At 43.7% G+C, this 21,817-nt stretch carries 23 protein-coding genes and 1 other RNA gene; 16 read left to right on the top strand and 8 right to left on the bottom strand.

Annotated features, from left to right (window positions below):
* Positions 1-96 precede the first annotated feature (96 nt).
* Positions 97-738, top strand: coding sequence for an O-methyltransferase (locus ACFP56_RS07835; RefSeq protein ID WP_379232995.1), 642 nt, complete (start codon positions 97-99; stop codon positions 736-738).
* 117 nt (positions 739-855) lie between these two features.
* On the opposite strand, the gene ACFP56_RS07830 is transcribed toward ACFP56_RS07835, so the two are convergent.
* A complete protein-coding gene (locus ACFP56_RS07830; protein WP_379232993.1) occupies positions 856-2,082 on the bottom strand; it encodes an MFS transporter in 1,227 nt (408 codons plus the stop codon).
* A gap of 160 nt (positions 2,083-2,242) precedes the next feature.
* Between ACFP56_RS07830 and hemE the strand changes: the two genes are divergently transcribed.
* The 5 genes from hemE to ACFP56_RS07805 all read left to right on the top strand — a co-directional run bounded on the left by hemE (position 2,243) and on the right by ACFP56_RS07805 (position 8,066).
* Positions 2,243-3,292: a uroporphyrinogen decarboxylase gene (gene hemE, locus ACFP56_RS07825; RefSeq protein ID WP_379232991.1), complete on the top strand. Its 1,050-nt coding sequence runs from the start codon at positions 2,243-2,245 to the stop codon at positions 3,290-3,292.
* Between the two features lie 12 nt (positions 3,293-3,304).
* Positions 3,305-4,249 (top strand): ferrochelatase, encoded by a 945-nt coding sequence (gene hemH, locus ACFP56_RS07820; RefSeq protein ID WP_379232989.1) that lies wholly within the window; start codon positions 3,305-3,307, stop codon positions 4,247-4,249.
* Positions 4,250-4,253: 4 nt separating this feature from the next.
* The gene (hemY, locus tag ACFP56_RS07815) at positions 4,254-5,678 is read left to right on the top strand and encodes a protoporphyrinogen oxidase (RefSeq protein ID WP_379232987.1); all 1,425 of its coding nucleotides are present in this window, start codon (positions 4,254-4,256) and stop codon (positions 5,676-5,678) included.
* A gap of 171 nt (positions 5,679-5,849) precedes the next feature.
* A complete protein-coding gene (locus ACFP56_RS07810; protein ID WP_379232985.1) occupies positions 5,850-7,205 on the top strand; it encodes a CapA family protein in 1,356 nt (451 codons plus the stop codon).
* A 36-nt stretch (positions 7,206-7,241) separates the two neighbouring features.
* Positions 7,242-8,066, top strand: coding sequence for a DUF92 domain-containing protein (locus ACFP56_RS07805; protein ID WP_379232983.1), 825 nt, complete (start codon positions 7,242-7,244; stop codon positions 8,064-8,066).
* A gap of 147 nt (positions 8,067-8,213) precedes the next feature.
* Here the strand turns inward: ACFP56_RS07805 and pepF are convergent, their stop codons facing one another.
* The 3 genes from pepF to ACFP56_RS07790 all read right to left on the bottom strand — a co-directional run bounded on the left by pepF (position 8,214) and on the right by ACFP56_RS07790 (position 10,648).
* Positions 8,214-10,004: an oligoendopeptidase F gene (gene pepF / locus ACFP56_RS07800; protein ID WP_379233315.1), complete on the bottom strand. Its 1,791-nt coding sequence runs from the start codon at positions 10,002-10,004 to the stop codon at positions 8,214-8,216.
* 212 nt (positions 10,005-10,216) lie between these two features.
* Entirely contained in the window at positions 10,217-10,396 is a 180-nt protein-coding gene (locus tag ACFP56_RS07795; protein ID WP_379232981.1) for a hypothetical protein, read from the bottom strand.
* A 60-nt stretch (positions 10,397-10,456) separates the two neighbouring features.
* Positions 10,457-10,648 (bottom strand): hypothetical protein, encoded by a 192-nt coding sequence (locus ACFP56_RS07790; RefSeq protein WP_379232979.1) that lies wholly within the window; start codon positions 10,646-10,648, stop codon positions 10,457-10,459.
* A gap of 286 nt (positions 10,649-10,934) precedes the next feature.
* Here ACFP56_RS07790 and ACFP56_RS07785 point away from each other — a divergent pair, with 286 nt between their 5' ends.
* The 4 genes from ACFP56_RS07785 (at position 10,935) to ACFP56_RS07770 (ending at position 14,695) form a co-directional block, all read left to right on the top strand.
* Positions 10,935-11,135, top strand: a complete 201-nt coding sequence (locus ACFP56_RS07785; protein ID WP_379233313.1) for a cold-shock protein — start codon at positions 10,935-10,937, stop codon at positions 11,133-11,135.
* A gap of 312 nt (positions 11,136-11,447) precedes the next feature.
* Complete coding sequence (locus ACFP56_RS07780) at positions 11,448-12,476, top strand: tetraprenyl-beta-curcumene synthase family protein (protein WP_379232977.1); 1,029 nt, start codon at positions 11,448-11,450, stop codon at positions 12,474-12,476.
* A gap of 32 nt (positions 12,477-12,508) precedes the next feature.
* Entirely contained in the window at positions 12,509-13,477 is a 969-nt protein-coding gene (gene pfkA, locus ACFP56_RS07775; RefSeq protein WP_379232975.1) for a 6-phosphofructokinase, read from the top strand.
* A gap of 183 nt (positions 13,478-13,660) precedes the next feature.
* Positions 13,661-14,695: a glycoside hydrolase family 53 protein gene (locus ACFP56_RS07770; RefSeq protein ID WP_379232973.1), complete on the top strand. Its 1,035-nt coding sequence runs from the start codon at positions 13,661-13,663 to the stop codon at positions 14,693-14,695.
* 100 nt (positions 14,696-14,795) lie between these two features.
* On the opposite strand, the gene ACFP56_RS07765 is transcribed toward ACFP56_RS07770, so the two are convergent.
* Entirely contained in the window at positions 14,796-14,990 is a 195-nt protein-coding gene (locus tag ACFP56_RS07765; RefSeq protein ID WP_379232971.1) for a hypothetical protein, read from the bottom strand.
* A gap of 120 nt (positions 14,991-15,110) precedes the next feature.
* A complete protein-coding gene (locus ACFP56_RS07760) occupies positions 15,111-15,962 on the bottom strand; it encodes a YitT family protein (protein ID WP_379232969.1) in 852 nt (283 codons plus the stop codon).
* 150 nt (positions 15,963-16,112) lie between these two features.
* On the opposite strand from ACFP56_RS07760, the gene ACFP56_RS07755 reads away from it, so the two are divergent.
* A complete protein-coding gene (locus tag ACFP56_RS07755) occupies positions 16,113-17,666 on the top strand; it encodes a DEAD/DEAH box helicase (RefSeq protein ID WP_379232967.1) in 1,554 nt (517 codons plus the stop codon).
* Between the two features lie 71 nt (positions 17,667-17,737).
* Here ACFP56_RS07755 and ACFP56_RS07750 read toward each other — a convergent pair whose 3' ends face one another.
* Positions 17,738-17,875, bottom strand: coding sequence for a YjcZ family sporulation protein (locus ACFP56_RS07750; RefSeq protein WP_379232965.1), 138 nt, complete (start codon positions 17,873-17,875; stop codon positions 17,738-17,740).
* Positions 17,876-18,019: 144 nt separating this feature from the next.
* Here ACFP56_RS07750 and ACFP56_RS07745 point away from each other — a divergent pair, with 144 nt between their 5' ends.
* From ACFP56_RS07745 to ACFP56_RS07735, 3 genes are all read left to right on the top strand, one after another.
* Complete coding sequence (locus tag ACFP56_RS07745) at positions 18,020-18,829, top strand: YesL family protein (RefSeq protein ID WP_379232963.1); 810 nt, start codon at positions 18,020-18,022, stop codon at positions 18,827-18,829.
* Positions 18,830-18,880: 51 nt separating this feature from the next.
* Positions 18,881-19,063: non-coding RNA, 6S RNA (gene ssrS / locus ACFP56_RS07740), on the top strand.
* Positions 19,064-19,167: 104 nt separating this feature from the next.
* Positions 19,168-19,563 carry a DUF1499 domain-containing protein gene (locus ACFP56_RS07735; protein ID WP_379233311.1) on the top strand — a complete coding sequence of 132 codons (396 nt, stop codon included), beginning with the start codon at positions 19,168-19,170 and terminating at the stop codon, positions 19,561-19,563.
* Positions 19,564-19,608: 45 nt separating this feature from the next.
* Here the strand turns inward: ACFP56_RS07735 and tpx are convergent, their stop codons facing one another.
* On the bottom strand, positions 19,609-20,127 hold the full coding sequence (gene tpx / locus ACFP56_RS07730; protein ID WP_379232961.1) for a thiol peroxidase: 519 nt from the start codon (positions 20,125-20,127) through the stop codon (positions 19,609-19,611).
* 92 nt (positions 20,128-20,219) lie between these two features.
* On the opposite strand from tpx, the gene ACFP56_RS07725 reads away from it, so the two are divergent.
* Positions 20,220-20,861 (top strand): rhomboid family intramembrane serine protease, encoded by a 642-nt coding sequence (locus ACFP56_RS07725; RefSeq protein ID WP_379232958.1) that lies wholly within the window; start codon positions 20,220-20,222, stop codon positions 20,859-20,861.
* Positions 20,862-20,887: 26 nt separating this feature from the next.
* A complete protein-coding gene (locus ACFP56_RS07720; RefSeq protein ID WP_379232956.1) occupies positions 20,888-21,784 on the top strand; it encodes a LysR family transcriptional regulator in 897 nt (298 codons plus the stop codon).
* Positions 21,785-21,817: the final 33 nt, after the last annotated feature.

Genomic DNA, 21,817 nt, shown 5'->3' with positions numbered 1-21,817 from the left:
CAGCTTTCTTGTCACGATGCCTATAAAATCATACAATAAACGTTAGACGAATGATAGCTATTTAGTGAATAAACCTAAAGTGGATGAAGGGAACATGTGAACGTGACGAATGAAGAACAATATATTGATGCGCTGCTAGAGACCGATCAGGTGCTGGAGCAAATTCGTACAGCTACTGCTGCCCAAGGTATGCCTGATATTGCTGTAGCGCCAGGCTATGGCCGTCTGTTGACGATGCTTGTTGCGATGAATAACGTAACCAAGGCGCTCGAAATCGGTGCGCTTGGCGGCTATAGCGGCGTGTGTATTGCCCGTGGACTTCAGCAAGGAGGGTCTCTGACGAGTCTTGAGCTGCTGCCGCAATATGCGGAGGCAGCAAAGCGCAATGTTACACAAGCAGGCTTTGGCGATTGCATTAGCTATCTCGTAGGCGATGCAAAATTAAGCTTGGAGCAGCTGGTGGAGCGCAATGAGAAATTCCAGTTTTTCTTTATTGATGCGGATAAGGAAGGGTACCCTGCCTATTTGGAATATGCGATTCAGCTTGCAGAGCCAGGAGCGGTTATAGTCGCAGACAATATTTTGCTCAGAGGAAGAACGATTAATGAACATAAGCAGGGACCTGCCGTTCAAGCGGTTCGAGGCTTCAATCAGACGATTGCCAATGATCCACGTCTGCAAAGTACCCTATTGCCCGGTTATGACGGCCTTGCAATTGCTCGTGTGCTTGCTAAGTAAAAACATTGACACAGATAACTTAAGAAGCGAGCTATGCCATGTGCCTGTAATAAGACACGGCTTAGCTCGCTTTTGTTTTACTTGGCTGAGTCTAGCTACTTGTTGTGATGCCAGCAGTTACTCTTTGTCATGCTTGCGCAAATGCAATCCTGGCTTTTGACGAAGCAGGGAATACCACGCCCAAATACCGTTTGCCAGCATAAGAATAGCAGATATGATGAACAAGCCATCTATTCCAATCCAGCCTGACACAATACCACCAGCGACGGGAGCAATGACATTGCCGAGACTGATAAAGCTGCTGTTAAAGCTATAGGTACGTGTTTCCATGCCTCGTGGTGAATACTTGCCCAGCAGCGCATTGACGGTTGGGACAAGACCTCCAAGGAAAAAGCCCAGGAAAAAGCGGGCAATTAGCAAATGCCATACATCGGATGCATAGGCTTGCGGGATAAAGCTAATGGCAGCACCAAGCAAGCTAATAAGCAGTATTTTCTCGGCACCTATGCGATCTCCGATCTTGCCAAGTACAGGGGAAGCCAGCATATTGGATAAGCCGGTAGCAGAACTGACAAGGCCTGCAAAAAAAGCGAGATTCGTAAGCTCCGGATTCAACTCCTGTATGTACAGCGGAATGAGCGACATCGGACTCATATTTGCAAATTGAATGAGCAGCGTAATCATAAAAAGCGCGGTAATTTGCGGGACGATCACGATTTGCTTTAAGCCAGCCAGAACGGACATTTGCTTCTTTTGCTCAGCTTGTTTGCGATCAAAGCGCTCCTTTACAACGAACAGCACCAGTATCGAGGCAACAAAAATCGATGCCCCTGTTATATAAAAAATAAAGCGATAGCCAATCGTATCTGCAAGAATTCCACCTATAAGCGGACCGAGAATCGTACCGGCAATTCCTCCAGATTGCAGTGTTCCCATAGCGAATCCAAGCTTATCTTTAGGTGTTGTAGCAGAAACAAGTGCGATTGAGGCTGGGTTGAAGCCTGAAATAACACCGTTAAGCAAGCGCAGCAGCAGCAAGTGCAAGGGGGTTGCGGCAAATCCCATTAAGCACATAACGATTGCCATGCCAAAGCCTGAACGCAGCAGCATTAGCTTGCGCCCGTAGCGTTCGGATAGCTTTCCCCAGAGCGGTTGGAACAGAAAGGCGGTTACGAAGTTGCTTGCAAAAATCGCACCCGACCATATTCCAATCTCGTGTGGATCACTTAAGCCCAGGTCTGCTTGCAGATAAAGCGTTAGGAATGGCATAATCATTGTCATGCCCGACATGACAAGAAACTGACCAAACCATAAAACGATAAGATTCCTTTTCCATTGTTCCATATTATTAGTATAGCACGATTGTCTAACATTATTTATAAGCGTAGGATCATGTAAAATGTCATGGAACTGTCATAGGAAATTGCAACGAGTCGGTTGTTAGTTGTGAACAAAATGGGGCATAATGAGATAGAATTAAATATATGTTGAGAAGAGGGTCCTTATGGCATACAATGATAGGTTTATTCGCGCTTGTATGAAGGAAAAGGTTGAGCGTGTGCCAGTATGGTATATGCGTCAGGCTGGAAGATATGATCCTGAATATCGCAAAATCAAAGAGAAATATAGTTTGTTAGAAATTTGCAAACAGCCAGAGCTTGCGGCTGAAGTGACCATGATGCCAGTGAATAAGCTGGGTGTGGATGCTGCTATTTTATATTCAGATATTATGAATCCTGTTGCATCTATTGGAATAGATTTTGATATTGTGGCCAATGTAGGTCCAGTTATTCACAATCCGATTCGTTCGGCGGAGGATGTTGCAAGACTTAAGCCGATTGATGTGGATGGCGATTTGTCACATGTCATTGAAACCATTAAAATATTAGTCCGAGAGCTGGACGTTCCGCTTATTACATTTGCTGGGGCTCCATTTACAATTGCCAGCTACTTAATAGAAGGAAAACCATCAAAAAACTACTTGCGTACGAAAGAGCTGATGTATAGCGCTCCTGAAGTATGGCATCAGTTAATGGACAAGCTGGGAGACATGGTCATTACATACTTGCGTGCCCATATGGCAGCTGGAGGCAAGGCCTTTCAATTATTTGATAGCTGGGTCGGTGCTTTATCCCCTGGCGATTTCAGAACCTTTGTACTACCAACGATTGAACGTATTTTTGCAGAGCTAAGCGATTTGCCGCAGCCGAAGATTTATTTTCCGGGTGTAGCATCAGGAGAGTTGCTGCCCGAGCTTAAAAATGTTCAAGCAAATGTGATAGGATTGGATTGGAGAGTTTCAATAGAAGAAGGAAGGCGCCGGCTGGGTCATCGTGTAGCGGTTCAAGGGAATTTAGACCCTACGATTTTGCAAGCACCGCAGCATGTCATCGAGCAGCATGCAGCAGCGATCATCGATCAAGGCATTAAAGAGCCAGGCTACATATTTAATCTGGGACATGGTTTATATCCTGAGGCATCATTAGACAAATTGAAAGCATTGACGGACTTTATCCATCAATACTCTGAGCAAGCATATGCTAAGCAACGATAGGAGGCACAGGTAATGGTACAAACAACAAAAACAGGTGTACTCGTTATGTCATATGGTACACCAACCTCATTGGAAAACGTGGAGGCATACTACACGCACATTCGTCGCGGACATCCACCAACGCAAGAACAGCTGCAAGAGCTGGTAGATCGCTATGAGGCGATTGTCGGCGGCGTATTTCCTTTGCGAGAAAACACGGATGCGCAGGTGTCAGCCCTGCAGGCGCGTTTGGATGAATTGGCGCCGGATCGTTATCAATGCTTCCAGGGGTTGAAGCATGCAGAGCCATATATTGAAGATGGTGTCGAAGAAATAAAAAAGGCTGGCATCACGCAGGCAGTCGGTATTGTACTTGCTCCTCATTATTCGGTGATGAGCGTGGGCGGCTATATTAAACGCGCTCAGGTGAAGGCGGCAGAGCTCGGAATCAAGATGTGCTTTGTACATTCGTACCATTTGCATCCTAAACTTATTAGCGCCTTGACAGAGAGAGTAAGCAGATTACATGAGGAGCTGGCTCCACATAGTGGTGACAAGCCTGTAAAAGTGTTGTTTAGCGCTCATAGCTTACCTGAAAAAATTAGAGAGCTTGGCGATCCATACGAGCAGCAGCTGCTGAATACATCTGAAGCGATTGTAGAGGCGGCAGAGATAGAAGACTGGGAATTCACTTGGCAAAGTGCGGGACGTACAAACGAGCCATGGCTAGGACCAGACATTCTTGATACGATGGAGCGTGTTGCAAGCGAAGGCTACAAGGCGGTCTTGTCGGCACCAATCGGCTTCGTGTCCGATCATTTGGAAGTGCTTTATGATTTGGACATTGAAGCAAAAGCGAAAGCGGCTGAATTAGGCATTGCCTTTGAACGGATTGAAATGCTAAATACTGATCCATTATATATGGATACATTGGCAGAGTCAGTTATGACGGTTCGTGAACAGCTAGGGAAGGAATGATCATATGCGGAGTGCAGAATCAATTGATACGATTGTCATAATTGGCGGGGGGATCAGTGGGCTGAGCTCCGCTTTTTACTTGCGCAAAATGGCGAAAGAGCAAGGCAGAAACATTCACATTGAGCTAGTAGAAGCGGAATCGCGACTCGGCGGTAAAATTAATACGCTGCACCGGGATGGGTTTGTGATTGAAAAGGGGCCGGATTCCTTCCTTTCTCGAAAGCTTCCTATTATAGAGCTTGCTCACGATCTAGGAATAGAACAAGAGCTTGTGCCGACTAATAAAAAAGCTGCAAAAACATATATCATGAAAAATGGGAAGCTGCATGAAATGCCGAAGGGCTTGACACTAGGCATCCCAACAAGTATTCTTCCTTTTCTGGCTACAGAGCTTGTAAGCGGTCAGGGCAAGCTTGAGGCGTTGGCCGACCTGCTGAAAGGACCACAGCCAAAAGCGGAGGATGAATCGCTGGGCGGATTTTTATCACGCCGTATTGGAAATGAAATCGTCTCTCATATCGCAGAGCCACTGCTAGCAGGCATTTATGCAGGCGACTTGCACAAGCTTAGCTTGCAGGCAACATTCCCGCAATTTGCTCAGTATGAAAAGGAGCACGGCAGCATTATTATGGGGTCTCGCTATAGCCGGGCACAGTTGGCTGAGCAGAACAAGGGCAAACCGCCAGCTACATTTATGACCTTTAAAAATGGACTTTCAACGATGGTTGAGGCGCTCGAAAAAGAACTTTCGGATATTTCTATTCATACTAGTACAAAGGTAGAGTCGTTGGATAAGCAGGAGCACGGATATGCCTTGAAGTTGTCAAACGGCAATTCGCTTCGAGCTGATGCTGTAATCGTTACAACGCCTGCTCGGGCAGCGAACCAATTGCTTCAGCCTCATATCAAGAGCACGATGCTAGCTGATATGCGATATGTGTCTGTTGCCAATGTTGTATTAGCCTTCGATAAAGCCAGCTTTGATGCTTCCTTCGATGGTTCGGGTTTTTTGGTCCCTCGATCGGAAGGGCTGCGTATTACAGCATGTACTTGGACATCTAACAAATGGCTGCACTCCGCACCAGACGATAAGGTGCTGCTTCGCTGCTATGTGGGGCATTCAGAGGATCAAGAGTCAGTTAAGCTGGAGGATGAAGCGCTAGTTGCAGCGGTGAGAGAGGATGTTGAAAAGGCAATCGGATTGCAGGCAGAGCCGATTTTCAGCGAAATTACCCGTTTAAATCATTCCATGCCGCAATATGCTGTCGGTCATCTTCAGGCTATTCAATCGATGCGCATAGAGTTGAATGAAAAGTTGCCTGGAGTATGGGTCACAGGAGCTGCTTTCCACGGAGTTGGATTGCCGGATTGTATTCGTCAGGGCAAAGAAGCTGCGGAATTGATGCTGGACTTTATCCAAACGCAATAAAAAATTATCGAAAAGCTGATCTGATACGTCCTACAGGAAATATCGGGTCAGTCTTTTTTCATTCCTAGAAAATGACAAAAAAACTATACTCAAGATCGCGATTACAAGCTATAATGGATAAAAATCTTGTAAGACGAAAATGTACTCGGTTAGCAAAGGGGAGCAGCGGTCATGTCGTTATCAAGAGTTGAATCGCGAAAGCAGCAGCAAAAGCAGGAGCAGCACCGTAGTAGAAAAAGAAGACGAAGAGGCATAATAAATTTTTGTTTGGCTGTCCTGATCCTCATCGGGCTAGCCTTTATTTTTCAATATGACCGTATCGAAAGCATATATGAGAGCATTGCAGGGAAGCTCAAAAACGAGCAGCCGCCTATCCATGTCGTGCAAAACCCTTATTCAGACCCTGAGGCTGCGATTCAGGAGGAGTCACCAGGAGCTGGTACTAGTGTTGAGGAAGAGGGCAAAGCAGCTGATGACACAGATGAAGATGGCAGCGGAGGCACGAATGTAATCGAGCCTGAGAGCAGTGAAGCAGAGGGAGAAGGTGAGCAGTCGCCAGCTGCTCCAGTGGAGCCTGAGGAAGAAGCCGTCATACAACTTGCATTTGTAGGAGACATTTTACAAGGAGAATACATTAACAGTTATCTGGAAAAAGAGGGCTTTAGCTATCCATACGAGCAGGCGCTTTTTCATTTAACGTCAGCTGATATTACCGCAGGAAATTTGGAAATGCCGATTACGAGAGTGAATAATCCTGCTGATAAAACGTATGTGTTTCGCGGTCAGCCAGAAGCGTTGTCAGGGATTGTTGAAGCGGGCATTGATATCGTATCGCTTGCCAACAATCATACGCTTGACCACGGAATAGACGGTCTTCTAGATACGAGAAAATATTTGGATGAATACGGAATTGCACATGTCGGTGCAGGAAATAATGCGGAAGAGGCCTATGAACCAGTCATCTTGGAGGCTAACGGCATTAAAGTAGCTTATGTTGCAACGAGCAGAGTTCTGCCAGAAACATCATGGAAGGCAACTCCTTATCAAGCCGGACTTGCAGAATCCTATGCGCCTGAGCAAACAATTGAGGCGATAGAAAAGGTAGAGGCAGAAGCTCATATTACCGTTGTACTTGTGCATTGGGGACTCGAACGAGAGGATTCTCCAGAGCCATATCAGTTAGACTTGGCAAGAAGATACATTGATGCAGGCGCGGACATTGTAATTGGCAGTCATCCGCATGTACTGCAGGGCTTCGAGCAGTATAATGGCAAGTGGATTGCTTATTCGCTCGGCAATTTCGCTTTCTCTGCCCATCCTAAGGGGCGACAGGCTGAAACAGGCGTGCTTACCGCAACATGCAACGCTAAGGCAGAGTGTGAAGCGCAGTTTGCTCCGATGAAAATCGTAAATGCACAGCCAACTCCAGTAGAAGGCGAGCAAGCAAAAAATATACTGGCATTTCTTGAGTCGGTCTCCTTTGATGTCAAGCTTGATGAACGAGGAAATCTCAAGAAATCACCTTAAGCTAACAACAGCAAGAAGCTGGAAAGAGGCGTAAAGATGGTATCAATTATTTCCGAATGGTGGATCAGGCTGCTGTTAGGATTAGCAGGAAGCTTTATCATTAGCTATGTGGCGTATCGTTTAGCATCCTTGTCACGATCCGGGATGCTGTCTGCGATTGTTATGGGAACGGGCTTTATTGTATTAGGCGAACCGATCTGGTTCACTTTGCTACTGGTTTTTTTTATTAGCTCTACACTGTGGTCAAAGTGGAAGAAGGCCTCACAAGTGAAACGTCGTGCCGAGCAGGTTTACGAAAAAGGCGGAAGACGTGATGCTGGTCAAGTATGGGCTAACGGCGGCATCGGACTATTACTTTGTGTGTTGTATTTCTTGACGGGACAGGAAGCCCTCTTGTATGTCTATATTGGTGTAATGGGAGCGGTAACAGCTGATACCTGGGCAACAGAAATTGGTGCGCTTAGTAAGCCGCCGCCGCGTTCTATTATGACGCTGCAAGTGGTCACTACAGGCACGAGCGGCGGAGTTACATCGCTAGGGTTAATTGCATCGCTCACTGGCGGTCTTCTGATCGGAATTGTGGCTTATGTCGTAAGCTCTATAACAACGTGGCATGCGATTTGGATTGGAGCTGTTACGGGGCTGCTGGGCTCTCTTAGCGATTCCTTTATAGGTGCCAAGTGGCAGGCGATGTATCGGTGTGAATGGTGTGGCAAGGAGACGGAACGAACCGTTCATTGCAGTAAGAGGACGATGCCGCTAAGGGGCTTGCCCTGGCTCAACAATGACCGAGTGAATATGATATCCAGCATCGTCGCTGGATTGATTGCGTATGGATTGTTTTGGCTTATAGTTTGTTAGTACAGAAAGACCGCAAGTTAATAGCTTCGTTAAGCTTATTGTTTGCTTCTGTCTTGTTCACTTATGAAAAAAAGTCCCGATCGCTTAAGTGATCGGGACTTTTGTGTTTGCATACAGCCTGGTGCAAGACCAGACTCTTTAAATTCATTACTTCACAAGCTCTTCCATTTGCTCAATCAATTCGGCAAATACACTCATCGCTTGTTCAATCGGGGCAGGCGTTGACATATCTACACCTGCACGTTTTAAGATTTCAATCGGATAGTCGCTTCCACCGCTTTTCAGGAAACCAAGATAGCGATCAATCGCTGGAGCACCTTCATCCAAAATTTGCTTGGAGAAGCTAGTTGCGGCAGAGAAGCCAGTCGCGTATTTGTATACGTAGAAGCTCGTATAGAAATGCGGAATGCGAGCCCATTCCATTGCAATATCTTTATCGACTACGACACCGTCACCGTAATACAGCTTATTGAGGTTGTAATAAATTTCGCTGTAATCCTCAGGTGTTAACGATTCACCCTTCTCAGAGCGCTCATGAACAATTTTTTCAAATTCAGCAAACATCGTTTGGCGGAACACTGTCGTACGGAATTGATCCGCGTAGTAAGTCAACAGATAGAGCTTTTCTTTTGGATCTGTAGATTTTTTAAGCAAATAATCCATCAACAATGCTTCATTCAGAGTAGATGCAACCTCCGCAAGGAATATTGGATACTGTGCATTCCGGTAGTGCTGTTCCTCATCCGAGTAATAGGAGTGCAGCGCATGACCCATTTCGTGCGTTAGCGTAAACATGCTGTTCAAGTTATCCTTATGGTTCAACAGCACATATGGATGTGTGCCATAAGCGCCCCAGCTGTATGCACCGCTTCGTTTTCCTTCGTTTTCATACACATCAATCCAGCCATCGTTAAAGCCTTGCTTCAATACATTTAAGTAATCCTGTCCGAGCGGTTGAAGACTGTCGAATACGATGTTTTTCGCTTCATCGTATGTAATTTTCATATCGAACTCTTCAACCAGCGGCGCGAAAAGATCGTACATGTGCAGCTCATCGACGCCTAACAGCTTTTTACGCAGTTCCATATAGCGGTACATAAGCGGCAAATGCTGATGGATCGTTTCAATCAAGTTGTTGTACACATCAGTTGGTACATTGTCGCCATATAAAAACATTTCAAGCACAGAATTGTATTTGCGCGTTTTTGTGAGAAACAGGTTTTTGTTGACGTTGGCAGTGAACGTCGCCCCAAGCGTATTGCTTAAACTGCTGTATGTAGCGTACATGGCTTGAAAGGCTTCGCGGCGAACGTCACGATTTTTGCTTTCAAGGAATTGGATATAGGTGCCGTGTGTCAGTTCGACCTCTTCGCCATTTTCATTTTTGACTTTAGGGAACTTCATATCGGCATTGTTCAGCATGCCGAAAATATTGCTTGGCGCTGAGCTGATATTGCCAACCTGTGCTAGCAGAGCCTCTTCAGCTTGCGTAAGGATATGTGCTTTGGAACGTTTCATTTCAGAAAGTGAATGCTTGTAGTTACTTAGTTTAGGATCGGCAATTAACTGATCCAGCTCCTCGTTTGTTAGTGCAAGAATTTCAGGAGTAATAAAGGATAATGCCTCGTTGGCGTCAACGTTAAGCTTGCGAGCTTTGTCTGACAAGGCCTGATATTTCGTATTGCCCATGTTTTGATGTAGGCGCATGTTGGCGTATACGTACAGGCGCTCTAATGAGATGGAGAGCTTATCCTCAAGCTCGAAGCAGCGCAATACTTCTTCAGCAGAGTGAAGCTTGCCCTGGAAGGCTTGAAATTTAGGAATAAGCGCTTTAGCGGATTCGAATTCTTCTTCCCATTGCTTCTCGGAAGCAAAAATATCCTCCAGCTTCCATTGATATTGTGCGTCCATTTCCTCACGTTTTTTAACGGTACTCATCGTATTCCTCCTTATATCTTTGTTTTCATTTTGTTTCTTGATGTACGGCCGATCGGCTGCAGCAGGTGCTGCAGAGCCAATCAAAGCAACAATACAAACAACATTAAGCCATTTCTTTGCAGCTGAGTTCATGCTTACACCTCTTGGGAAAGTTTTCACCTTATCAGTTTCCCCAAGCAAGTCTAAATCATTCTCAAGTCATATTTGTTAGTTTATGTCCCGAGCTTCAATAAAGAATAAATGATAATGAAAAATGCAAACAAAATCATCACTAGCGAAGAGATGGCCATCCACTTCTTCAACGGAGCAGGTATCGTATCCTTCTTCATGACAAGAACTAATCCCAATGAAAAAGCTAATATGATAAAAATGACACTAATTGTAGGATCCAATTCATTCACCTCCAGCGTTCAAGCTTCCAGCAAAGTTAAGTTGTTTGGGGGAGTAACAGCTTATATGCTGCGCAAATTCGTCATAATCTCATCAAGCTCGTCTTCTCGACCTATATAGTCTTCCGCTTTAAAATGCTTCTCGGCCCAATCGAGCAATTCGCCTCTGCTAATAAATTGGAAGCCTTCTTCGCCCCATTGATCTGAAATTTTGCGAACAACAAGTGTTTTGCCTTGTTCCTCGACTGTCAGCATATTGTATTTATCCTGCTTATAAATAACGTGTTTTTTGAACAATTTGATCACACTTTCTATATATGGTTATTGGGTTAATAGTACCATCATAGCTATAATTATAACGGTAATCAACTGAAGGTAATAAAATTTATGTAACTTATTAATGAAATAAGGCATAACTATATAGTATGGCTCATAAGCTATGTATATATTCATTAATTGTAAAAATTGCAATTATATTGAATTAATCTTATAATGTGTGTATTCACTGCAACTTGCAGTGGTCAATTTTAGGAGGTAGTTGATTTTGAAAGGTACAGTAAAATGGTTTAACGCAGAAAAAGGTTATGGTTTTATTCAAGCAGAGAATGGTGAGGATGTATTCGTTCATTTCTCCGCAATTCTTGGCGATGGCTTTAAGTCTTTAGATGAAGGACAATCGGTTGAATTTGATATTACCGAAGGAAATCGTGGATCTCAAGCTGCTAACGTTCAGAAGCTATAAATAGATCGCTAAGCCAAAGAGAGCCTGCAAACAGCAATTGCTGCTTGCAGGCTCTCTTTTCATAGTGCTTCTTTTTGCATAAATTCATATAAATTTGAAAGTTAACGCTAGGTCTATAACCAGTCATAACGAAATTGTAACACCTGAAGTCTAGATTATTGAGGGTAAATTATGTTACATTAGGTTGTAGATGATGTGAGTTGAAGATTTGCACTATTCCTCTGCACGGGATGGTCACATTGTTCTAGGAGGTGCATTCACATTATTATTGCCAAAAGGAGCAAGCAAGCTCCAACGGGTGCAATTCGTCTGATGCATCGGGTTTACAAGTATGTATTGCCCAGTGTTGATAAAGAATTGGAGAAGCTTAAACATAAGGCTCGAGCTATTCCCGACCCAGAGCTTAGGCAGCAAGCGTTAAACAGCATACGCGATAAAAAGTTTCACTGCCAAGGTGGCGGTGTATATGCTGCTGCCAATTTGCAGTATCACGAGGTATTAATTCCGCTCATTGTTGCGTTACAGACAATAAGCGATTATTTAGATAATTTGTGTGATCGAAGCACATCGTTGGATGCCGATGATTTTCGCATGCTTCATCAATCCATGCTCGATGCAGTCACTCCTGAGGCAAAGCCGCAGGATTACTATGCGTTTCGACAGGAAAAGGATGACGCTGGATATTTGCACGGACTTGTTCAGCAATGTCAGACACAGATTGGAAAATTGCCATCTTACGAGAAGGTTCAGCCTCATGTTTATGAACTTGTTTCATTATATTGTGATTTGCAGGTGTACAAGCATATTGCCAAGGAATTGCGCGAGGAGAAGCTCCTTGCATGGTGGGAGCAGCATCGAGGCCGTTACCCTCAGCTTCAGTGGAATGAATTTGCGGCGGCGACTGGATCGACTTTGGGCATGTTTATGCTGTTTCTTAATGCGACAGATCCAGACTTAACGGAAGAAGAAGGAAAAGCATTTAAAAATATTTACTTCCCACACGTTTGTGCCTTACATATTTTGCTTGATTATTTAATCGATCAAGCGGAAGACAAGGCTGGTGGAGATTTGAATTTCTGCAGCTACTACAAGGATGAAGCTGATCTCGTAGATCGCATCGCTCTAATTGTCAATCGAGCTAGAGAGGATGTTCAGCATCTACCGGAATCGGGCTTTCACCGTTTAATTATTGAAGGCTTGTTGGCCTTGTATTTATCCGATCCGAAGGTGCAGCAACAATCCGATGTACGTAAGATATCCAAGCAATTATTGAAAAGAAGCCCTATGACGCGGCTATTCTTTTTAGTGAACAGTGTATGGATACGCAAGCAGCAGGCTTAATATATTGAACTATTGAAAGTGAGGAACTCAAGATGTCAGCAGTAAAAAAAATAGCAGTATTAACAAGCGGTGGAGATTCACAAGGGATGAACGCAGCGGTACGTGCAGTTGTCCGTAGTGCAATCTATCATGGTATTGAAGTGTTTGGAATTCAACGCGGTTATCAAGGGCTGCTTAACGATGATTTGCGCCCAATGGATCTGCGCAGTGTAGGCGATATTATCCAGCGTGGGGGTACGATCCTTCAAACAGCTCGTTGTAAAGAATTTATGACACCGGAAGGTCAGCAGCGTGGAGCTGATATTTTGAGAGCAAGAGGAATTGACGGTCTAGTTGTTATTGGTGGAGATGGCTCTTACCAAGGTGCTAATAAACTGAGCAAGCTGGGCATTAAGACGATGGGGATTCCAGGAACGATTGACAACGATATTCCATTTACAGATTTTACAATCGGCTTTGATACTGCCGTTGGTATTGTTGTAGATGCTATCAATAAAATTCGCGATACAATGTCGTCTCATGAACGTACTTCTGTTGTAGAGGTAATGGGTCGTCATTGCGGCGATATTGCACTATATGCAGGACTTGCAAGTGGAGCGGAAACGATTATCGTACCTGAAGTGCCATACGACATTCATGAGGTTGCAGAGCGAATGAGACACAACTTTGAAAAGGGCAAACGACACAGTATAATTGTTGTTGCCGAAGGCGCTGGAAAAGGTGAGGATGTTGCGAACAAGCTGACTGAGCTTAGCGGTATTGAGGCGCGTGTAACGGTGCTTGGTCATATTCAGCGTGGTGGTACGCCTACTGCACAGGATCGTATTTTAGCTAGTCGTTTGGGTGACTTCGCTGTGCGCCAGCTAATGGAGGGAAGCTCTGGAAAAGGCTGCGGCGTGGTGAATGGCGAGCTGATTATGACAGACATTGACGTTGTGACGTCAACGAAGCGTCCATTTGATATGGATATGTATGATTTGGCGTTGCGTCTTTCTCAATAACTGGATAGCTGAACAGTCCTAACGATGGAAAAGCTTTGCAAAGCACGGATGGTGCTTTGCAAAGCTTTTTTGTTTTAATTTCGATTGTTAAAACATTGATTATATTGGGATTCTCTCCTGTTAGATGAGTGAATGTAGCCACTATACTAGTGGTGAATCAAAATTCAAGGGAGGGTATGAACGATGTGGAAAAAATCAACGCTGCTTCTATTGCTATGCTTGACGCTTGTGATGGTGCATTTTAATGGCTTGCAGCCAGCACAGGCTGCACCAAGCTTTGCAAAAGGGGCAGACATCAGCTGGGTGCCGGCCATGGAAGCACAGGGCTACGTATGGCGAGATAAGAATGGGAGTCAGCGCGATATTTTGGATATTCTGAAAAATGATTATCAAATCAACTCCGCGCGCATACGTGTATGGGTTAATCCTTCGAATGATTATGGAAACGGTTACTTAACGGTTGATCGAGCTGCTACGCTGGCTAAGCGTGCCAAGGATAAAGGCATGAGCATAATGCTTACACTCCACTACAGTGATTCATGGGCAGATCCAGGCAAGCAGAATAAACCGGCTGCTTGGAGAAATTACACATTTCAACAGTTAATGGATGCAGTCTACAATTGGACGCGTTACGTTATGACCTCTATGCAAGCAAAAGGGGTGACACCAGACTGGGTACAGATTGGCAATGAAACGAATAATGGGATGTTATGGGATGACGGCAAGGCTACAAACAGCATGAGGAACTATGCTTGGCTTGTCAACAGTGGTCATAATGCCGTAAAGTCAGTAAGCAGCAGCACGAAAACGATTGTTCATTTGGCTAACGGTTATGATAATGGCTTATACCAATGGAATATAGGCGGTCTAATCAGCAACGGTGCGAATTTTGATATTATTGGAATGTCGTTGTATCCTTCGCCATCAGATTGGTCTACTAAGGTGAATCAGACTATCAGTAATGCGAATAATTTGATATCAAGCTATGGCAAGCCGATCATCATTACAGAAATTGGCATGGACTACAATCAGGCTACAGCAGCTAAAAGCTTTATTACGGATATTAAAAACAAGGTGAGGAATATCTCAGGAGGAAGAGGACAGGGCGTGTTTTATTGGGAGCCTCAAGCCACTCCGGGTTATAATGGCGGTTATAGTAAAGGCGCTTGGAATTCCAATATGAGACCAACCATTGCGCTCGAGGGATTTATTAACTAAACTGGAGCAGTAAGCATAAGAAAAGCCTTTGCGTGACTAACGGCAAAGGCTTTTCTTATATTTATAATCTTTTCGCCAAGCTAATGGCGATAACCAAACCTTAATGCAAAATCGTTCCAGACTGCCCGCGGCAGATGCTGAACTGGACAATTTCCAAAGCATCAGCAGGCTCTAAAAGCTCAATCCCATCGCGAAGTACAATTTTGGTATCCAGCTCTTCTGATGTTAGAAATTGAAACATTTCAGGTGCCAGACGTTCCACAATCGTTGCGAGTTTAACTGTTTCCATATCCATCAACAACACCCCAATCCATAAGTTTAAAGTGTTACAAAAGAAAGAAAACATGTTTTATAAAGATGCTTGGAATGCCTCTATTATACCACAAAACTTCCAAAATAACACATTATCAAGCACTTAGTTTTCACGGATTTTTCTAAATTCGCCGATAACGGCAACGGTTTCTACAATGTTGACAAATGCGTACTGATCGATGCTTTTTACTTGCTTTTTCAAATCTGCCAGCTCATAGCGCGTACGTACAGTCATTAGCATGTCTCGATCATTTGAAGTAAAGGCTCCTCGTGTTTTAATAACGGTAATGCCTCGCGGATGATTCAAGAGCTGCTTAAGCATCGCATCTGTTTGCGTTGTGATAATGAATACAGTCACCTTCAGATGCTTAATGTGGATAAGATCAATGATTTTGCCAGTAACAAATATAGATACGAGAGAATACATGGCAAGCTCAAAGTCGTGAGTGAACAATATGTGAAGAGCAACGACAAGACCATTGAGTGAAGTGAGAATAATCCCTACAGGCAAATCTTTTTTCATCGTAACAATCGAAGCGACAATATCAAAGCCACCAGTTGAACCTCCGAACCGCAACGCGATGCCGCTTGCTAGTCCAACCGCAATTCCGCCATATACCGCTCCTAAGAGGACGTCATCAGCAAGTGGATGAACAGGAAGAATTTGCATGAACAACGATGAGGTTAAAACCGAATAAACGCTCCAAATAATAATTTTTTTTCCTAGTACAAACCATCCCCAGATTAAGACAGGTAAATTCAAGACGAGGTACAGCCATCCGATATTGCTTTTTGTGATATAACCAATAACCATCGCGAGGCCGGATATGCCTCCACTTAGCAATTCCAGCGGGATTAGCAGCATGTTGAAGCCAAATGCAAGCAGTATTGAACTAAGCGTCATCCATATGAAATTCGTAATAATTTGCTTTTTGCTAAAGGTGTAAGCAGCCATAATTTCTAATCACTCCTATGTATAATCAAAGGTGTAACGTACTACTATATTATAGTGTTGAAACGTTGGCTAGTATTCATATGTAAAACTGTGGTATAATAGCTAAGACGTTTTTTAGAGGCTTTAAAATAGAAGGAGTATGAGAAAAGTTTGAAAACATTTGCTGAATTTGGCTTGGAACCAAAAGTGTTGCAAGCAATTACAGAGCTTGGATTTGAGGAATCAACACCGATACAAGATAAAGCGATTCCGATTGCGTTAACTGGTAAAGACTTAATTGGCCAAGCTCAAACAGGTACGGGTAAGACCGCAGCGTTCGGGATTCCGCTCATTAACAAAATCCCGGTAAACGAAGAGCGCATTGTTGCGCTAATTATGACCCCAACTCGTGAGCTGGCAATTCAAGTTTCAGAAGAAATCGGAAAGCTTACGAGATACAAAGGACTTCGTTCCTTGCCAATTTATGGTGGACAAGAAATCGGCCGCCAAATTCGCGCTCTGAAAAAGAGACCGCAAATTATTATTGGAACACCAGGACGTTTGTTGGATCATATCAACCGTAAAACGATTCGTCTTGAGGATGTACAAACTGTCGTGCTTGATGAAGCAGATGAAATGCTGGATATGGGCTTCATGGAAGATATCCAAAACATTCTGAAGCAAGTACCGGATGAGCGTCAAACGATGCTGTTCTCAGCAACGATGCCTGCTAATATCCAACGCTTGGCACAACAGTTTTTGAAGGAGCCTGAGCATGTATCTGTCATTCCAAAGCAGGTAACAGCTCCATCTATTGAGCAATCTTACATTGAAGTGCATGAGCGTCAAAAGTTCGAAGCGCTTAGTCGTTTGCTTGATATGGAATCTCCAGAGCTAGCTATTATTTTCGGTAGAACGAAGCGTCGTGTTGATGAGCTGAGCGAAGCTTTGCAAAAACGCGGCTACGGTGCAGATGGTCTGCACGGTGATTTATCTCAAAATCAACGGGATGCTGTTATGCGCAAATTCCGTGATGGCAGCATTGATGTGCTTGTAGCTACTGATGTGGCTGCTCGAGGACTCGATGTATCGGGTGTAACCCATGTTATTAACTTCGACCTCCCACAAGACCCAGAAAGCTACGTACACCGTATTGGACGTACTGGCCGTGCTGGTAAGGAAGGTAAAGCGTGGACGTTTGTAACACCTCGTGAGATGGATCATTTGCATTTTATCGAGCGTATTACTCGTCAACGTATGGTTCGCAAACCATTGCCAACGTTGAGTGAAGCGATTGAGGGCAAACAGCGTCTAACGGCTGAACGTGTCATTGATATCGTTGAGAATGGTGATTTCTCCGAATACAAAGGCCTTGCCATTCAAATGCTGGAGCAATATGATTCCGTGCAAATGCTGGCAGCAGCACTGAAGCTGCTTACAGGCGATAAAAAAGAGGTTGAAATCGAGCTTACTCCAGAGGAACCGCTTCGCGCTAAAAAACGCAGACCGGACATTCGTTCGAATGGCCGTCCGTTCCAACGTAGTGGCGGTGGCAATTATCGTGGTGGCAGCGGCTCTAGAGACCGTGATCGTCGCTCTAGCTATAGAGGTGGCGAAGGCAATAAGGATGGTCGCAGCAGCTACTCAAAAAGAAGTGAAGGTCGCAGCAGTGAGGGACGTTCTGATCGTCGTCCTCGTGCTAATTCTTCTTCAAGAAGCGAGTAAAAATGGAAAAGTCCGTGCTGCCTACGGGCAGCACGGACTTTTTCTACATATTCATTTTATGCTAGTTCTGATTAGTATCCATAACCATAGCCGGAACCAAATCCGAATGTTGCAACAATGATTACAAGAAGGATGAATAGAACTAGAATCCAAGCAGCGAAACTACCGCCGTATCCACCACCACAATTGTTGTATGCTGCGTTGCCCATATTAGCAACCTCCTTTAAGTTTTCTTGTTGGGGAACATACCATATACTATGCTGTAGCTTATAGATGGTTTAGACCAATACCCAGATTAATCAATTTTGGGCTAATATCACCACTTTACTTTCGATAAAATGGAGGCGTATTCAATGGAACCTAGAGGCGTTATGGGTGGAATATATCGACTAACTGAATGGATTATGCGATTATCTGTAATTAATCTGCTATGGATATTGTGCGGGGCGCCGTTTTTTATCTTTTTCTTTATGAGCTTTATCTCCTTATTGAATGGTAATGTCCCGGAAGATCAAATGCTCAGCTTTATCCAAACAGCATGCTTGACACTAGGTGTATTGGCTCCCTTTACGTTTTTCCCGTCAACTGCAGCAATGTTTGCTGTCGCTCGAAAATGGGTAACGGGAGAGGGCGACGTCCCGATGTTCAAAACGTTCTTTAAAGGTTATAAAGAAAACTTCAAGCAAAGTATGCTTGGTGGTCTTATCTATACGATACTTATTGTTATTCTAGTCGTTGATTACTACTTCTTTGTTAACAGTGGAAGCGGTCAAATTATCTCCGGTATTTTTATTGGTTTGCTTGTGCTTGCTGTCGTATCACTGTTGAATTTCTTCTCGATGCTTGTACATTACCATATGAAAACGTTCCAGCTCATTAAAAACTCGATTCTGATTACGATCGGTAAGCCACTACGCTCAATTACGTCAGCGATTCTAGTTGGTTTTATCTTGTTCATGAGCTTCACGCAATTCACATGGTTGCTAATGTTCTTTACTGGTAGCTTGATTGCGGCTGTGTCGTATTGGAACTTTAACCTTATTTATACAAAGCTTCAGCAACAGCTGGAAGATATGAAGAAAAACGAAGAAGAAGAAGTCGAGATTGCGGCAGAAATGGATCGAGAGGATCTGGTTAAGTCAGATTATAAAGAATCCAAATAATTACAGGCGTGTTTTCGTTTACTTTTCATTGAAATCGGTCTATAATGACAATACATCCTGCGATGTGCGTCTCGGCTCAGCGTTGTTTTGAACCAATGGCTGTTTCACGGGAGTTCAATATGATTACGTGGCTGACCTGCCCAGCATTGGGACTTCAAAAGCGTAAATGCGAACACCCACCTGCGAGAGCGGGTTCAGAAACATTTTGAGCTTAACGGCATATGCGGGTTGTCATACTTAGATCGAGAGCGATTAACTGGCGGAAGCCAGCGAAAGCTCTTTTTTCATGGATAAAAACATGGTATCATGATAGAGAGTTAGACAAGAGGGGGAGATCACTGTTGTTAAAACGCACCTTAGTTGGTTTGATAAGAAGCTATGAGGGAACAGGTGATAAGGCGAAGGATCCTGCATTAAAATCACACGTATATAAGCTCTCTAGAGAAAAAGCGTGGGAAGAAGTAGTTTCCACACTGAAAAAAATGCAAGGATACAAGCTTCTTCACGAGGTACAAAGCGTTGGAGAAATCGTTCTAGAAAAGCGTACGATGTTTGGTAGAACGATGGATATTACGGTCTCTGTCATCAGCGTAGATCCGTTGCGTTCTGCAGTTGATATTTATTCAGCATCCAGAGGTTCTCTTGGAGATTTGGGCTCTAATTACCGTGTTATATTAGATATCTATCGCGTGCTTGATAAAAAGCTTGGCGCTTATAAGTTAAATAATGTGTAATTAAAAAAGCGAGGAAGGGTAATCCTTCACTCGCTTTGTTTCCAATTACACAAGCTGTTGAACAGCAGCAATCGCAGCATCGTAATTTGGATGGTTGCTCATCTCTTCCAAGTATTCGACGTATTGAATGACGTTATTTTCATCCAGTACAAAGATCGAACGCATATCAAGAGCAAATTCCTTTATGTACACACCGTATGCTAGACCGAAGTTATTGTCTTTGTAATCAGACAGCATTACTACGCGATCTACACCAGCTGCACCACACCAGCGCGCTTGAGCAAATGGAAGGTCTGCACTAACAGTTAGTACAACAACCTTATCGCCTAGTGATGCAGCGGCTTCGTTGAATTTGCGAGTTTGTGCTTCACATACGCCTGTGTCGATGGAAGGAATTACGCTAATAAGCTTCACTTTGCCTTCATAATCCTGAAGCGTCACATATTCACCTAGTGATTTGGTTAATGTGAAGTCTGGTGCTTTGTCACCAACGTTTAATTGCGGTCCAACTAATGTAATCGGATTGCCTTTAAGTGTAGCAACACCTGTACGTTCTTGAGCCATGAAAAAAACCTCCTTAAATTTCGATGCATTACGTACATATTATAAACGTTACAATTTGGCTTGTCCAATCGCCTCAAGTAAGGAGGATCACAATGATTTTTTTAAGATATGAGAGCTTTAAAGGATATTTGCGAAATTACCCTGTGACAGCTGCAATTGCATCGTTGTGTATCGTATATTATTTCATTACCGCGGTAATGGGTAATCCTGGTATGGGGAGTGATGCATATCGCTTCGGTGCTTTTTATACAATCGCTGATGTCGACCCATGGGGGTTGACGGAACCATGGCGTTATATTACGTCAATCTTTATGCATGCTGATTTTGGTCACTTGTTTCGGAATATGATGATGCTAATCATTTTTGCGCCTCCGCTTGAATATGTGATGAAGAGTAAGAGATATGTATGGTTTTATCTGTTTTGCGGCATAGGAGGCAATGCATTATCGGCATTGATTAGCAATATTAATGGAGATAGTCACCTTTCGGTTGGTGCTTCAGGAGCCATTTTCGGCGTATTTGGGGCCTACTTCTTTCTAGCTATGTTCCGCAAGCGTCTGCTGGATGCAGCTTCGATACAGACGATTTATATTATTCTAGGGATCAGTTTAATTACGACGTTCGTCATGCCCGCCATTGATGTTTGGGGGCATATTGGCGGATTTGCAACAGGTTTTATGCTGTATCGATTTTTTGATCAGTTACAATTAATGAAGCTTCAGAAAAAGAGATAATGTAATAGTAGGAGAGAGCTAATCTTATGGAATTGCGACAGCTTTATTATTTTGTAAAGGTGGCGAAAAAAGAACACGTAACACAAGCCGCTGAGGAGCTTCATGTTGCACAATCAGCAGTGAGTAGACAGATTCATCAGCTAGAAGAGGAACTGGGTGTGAAACTGTTCGTACAAAAGGGAAGAAATTTGCAACTCACGCCGGTAGGTCAGCTTTTCTTACGTAGAGCTGATGAGATATTGAGGGATTTGGAACGTGCAGTTCAGGAAATTCATGAGTTTCTTGATCCTGAAAAAGGTGAAATTCGTCTAGGGTTTCCTCATAGTCTTGGAATTTCACTTGTTCCACAAGTTGTTGCAGCATTCAGGTGTCATAATCCTGACGTTAGATTTCGATTTAAACAAGGGATGTACCCTTCGTTGATTCGTGATTTGATCAAAGGGGAAATTGATCTGGCGTTTATTTCGCCGGTACCTAATGACATTGAGCAAGTAACGGGGAAAGTGCTTATTACCGAAGAATTGTTCGCGATATTTCCAAGCAATCATCCGCTTGCAAACCATGAGCAAATTAGGCTGGATGAACTGAAAAACGATCCGTTTATTATGTTTAGTGAGGGTTATTCCTTGAGATCACTCGTTATTAATGCTTGTGAACAAGCAGGCTTTACACCGAATATCGCATTTGAGGGAGAGGAAACAGAAACGATTCGCGGCCTGGTTGCGGCAGGTATGGGGATTAGCTTACTGCCTAAACTTGCAGTTGAATATATTGCCCCGCTCCCGATCTCGATAGTTAAGGTGGTTGACCCAGTCGTCACGCGAAATATTGGTTTGATCCACCGAACAAATGAAAAGCTGCCGTTAGTTGCTAAAGTGTTCTATAATTTCTTAATGAATTACTTTTCCAATTATACAAAGTAATAGGACTGAGAAATAGATAATAACAAAAAAAAG

Source organism: Paenibacillus septentrionalis, from assembly GCF_042659865.1.
Classification (GTDB): domain Bacteria; phylum Bacillota; class Bacilli; order Paenibacillales; family Paenibacillaceae; genus Pristimantibacillus; species Pristimantibacillus septentrionalis.
This window is presented reverse-complemented; position numbering and strand designations above follow the sequence as displayed.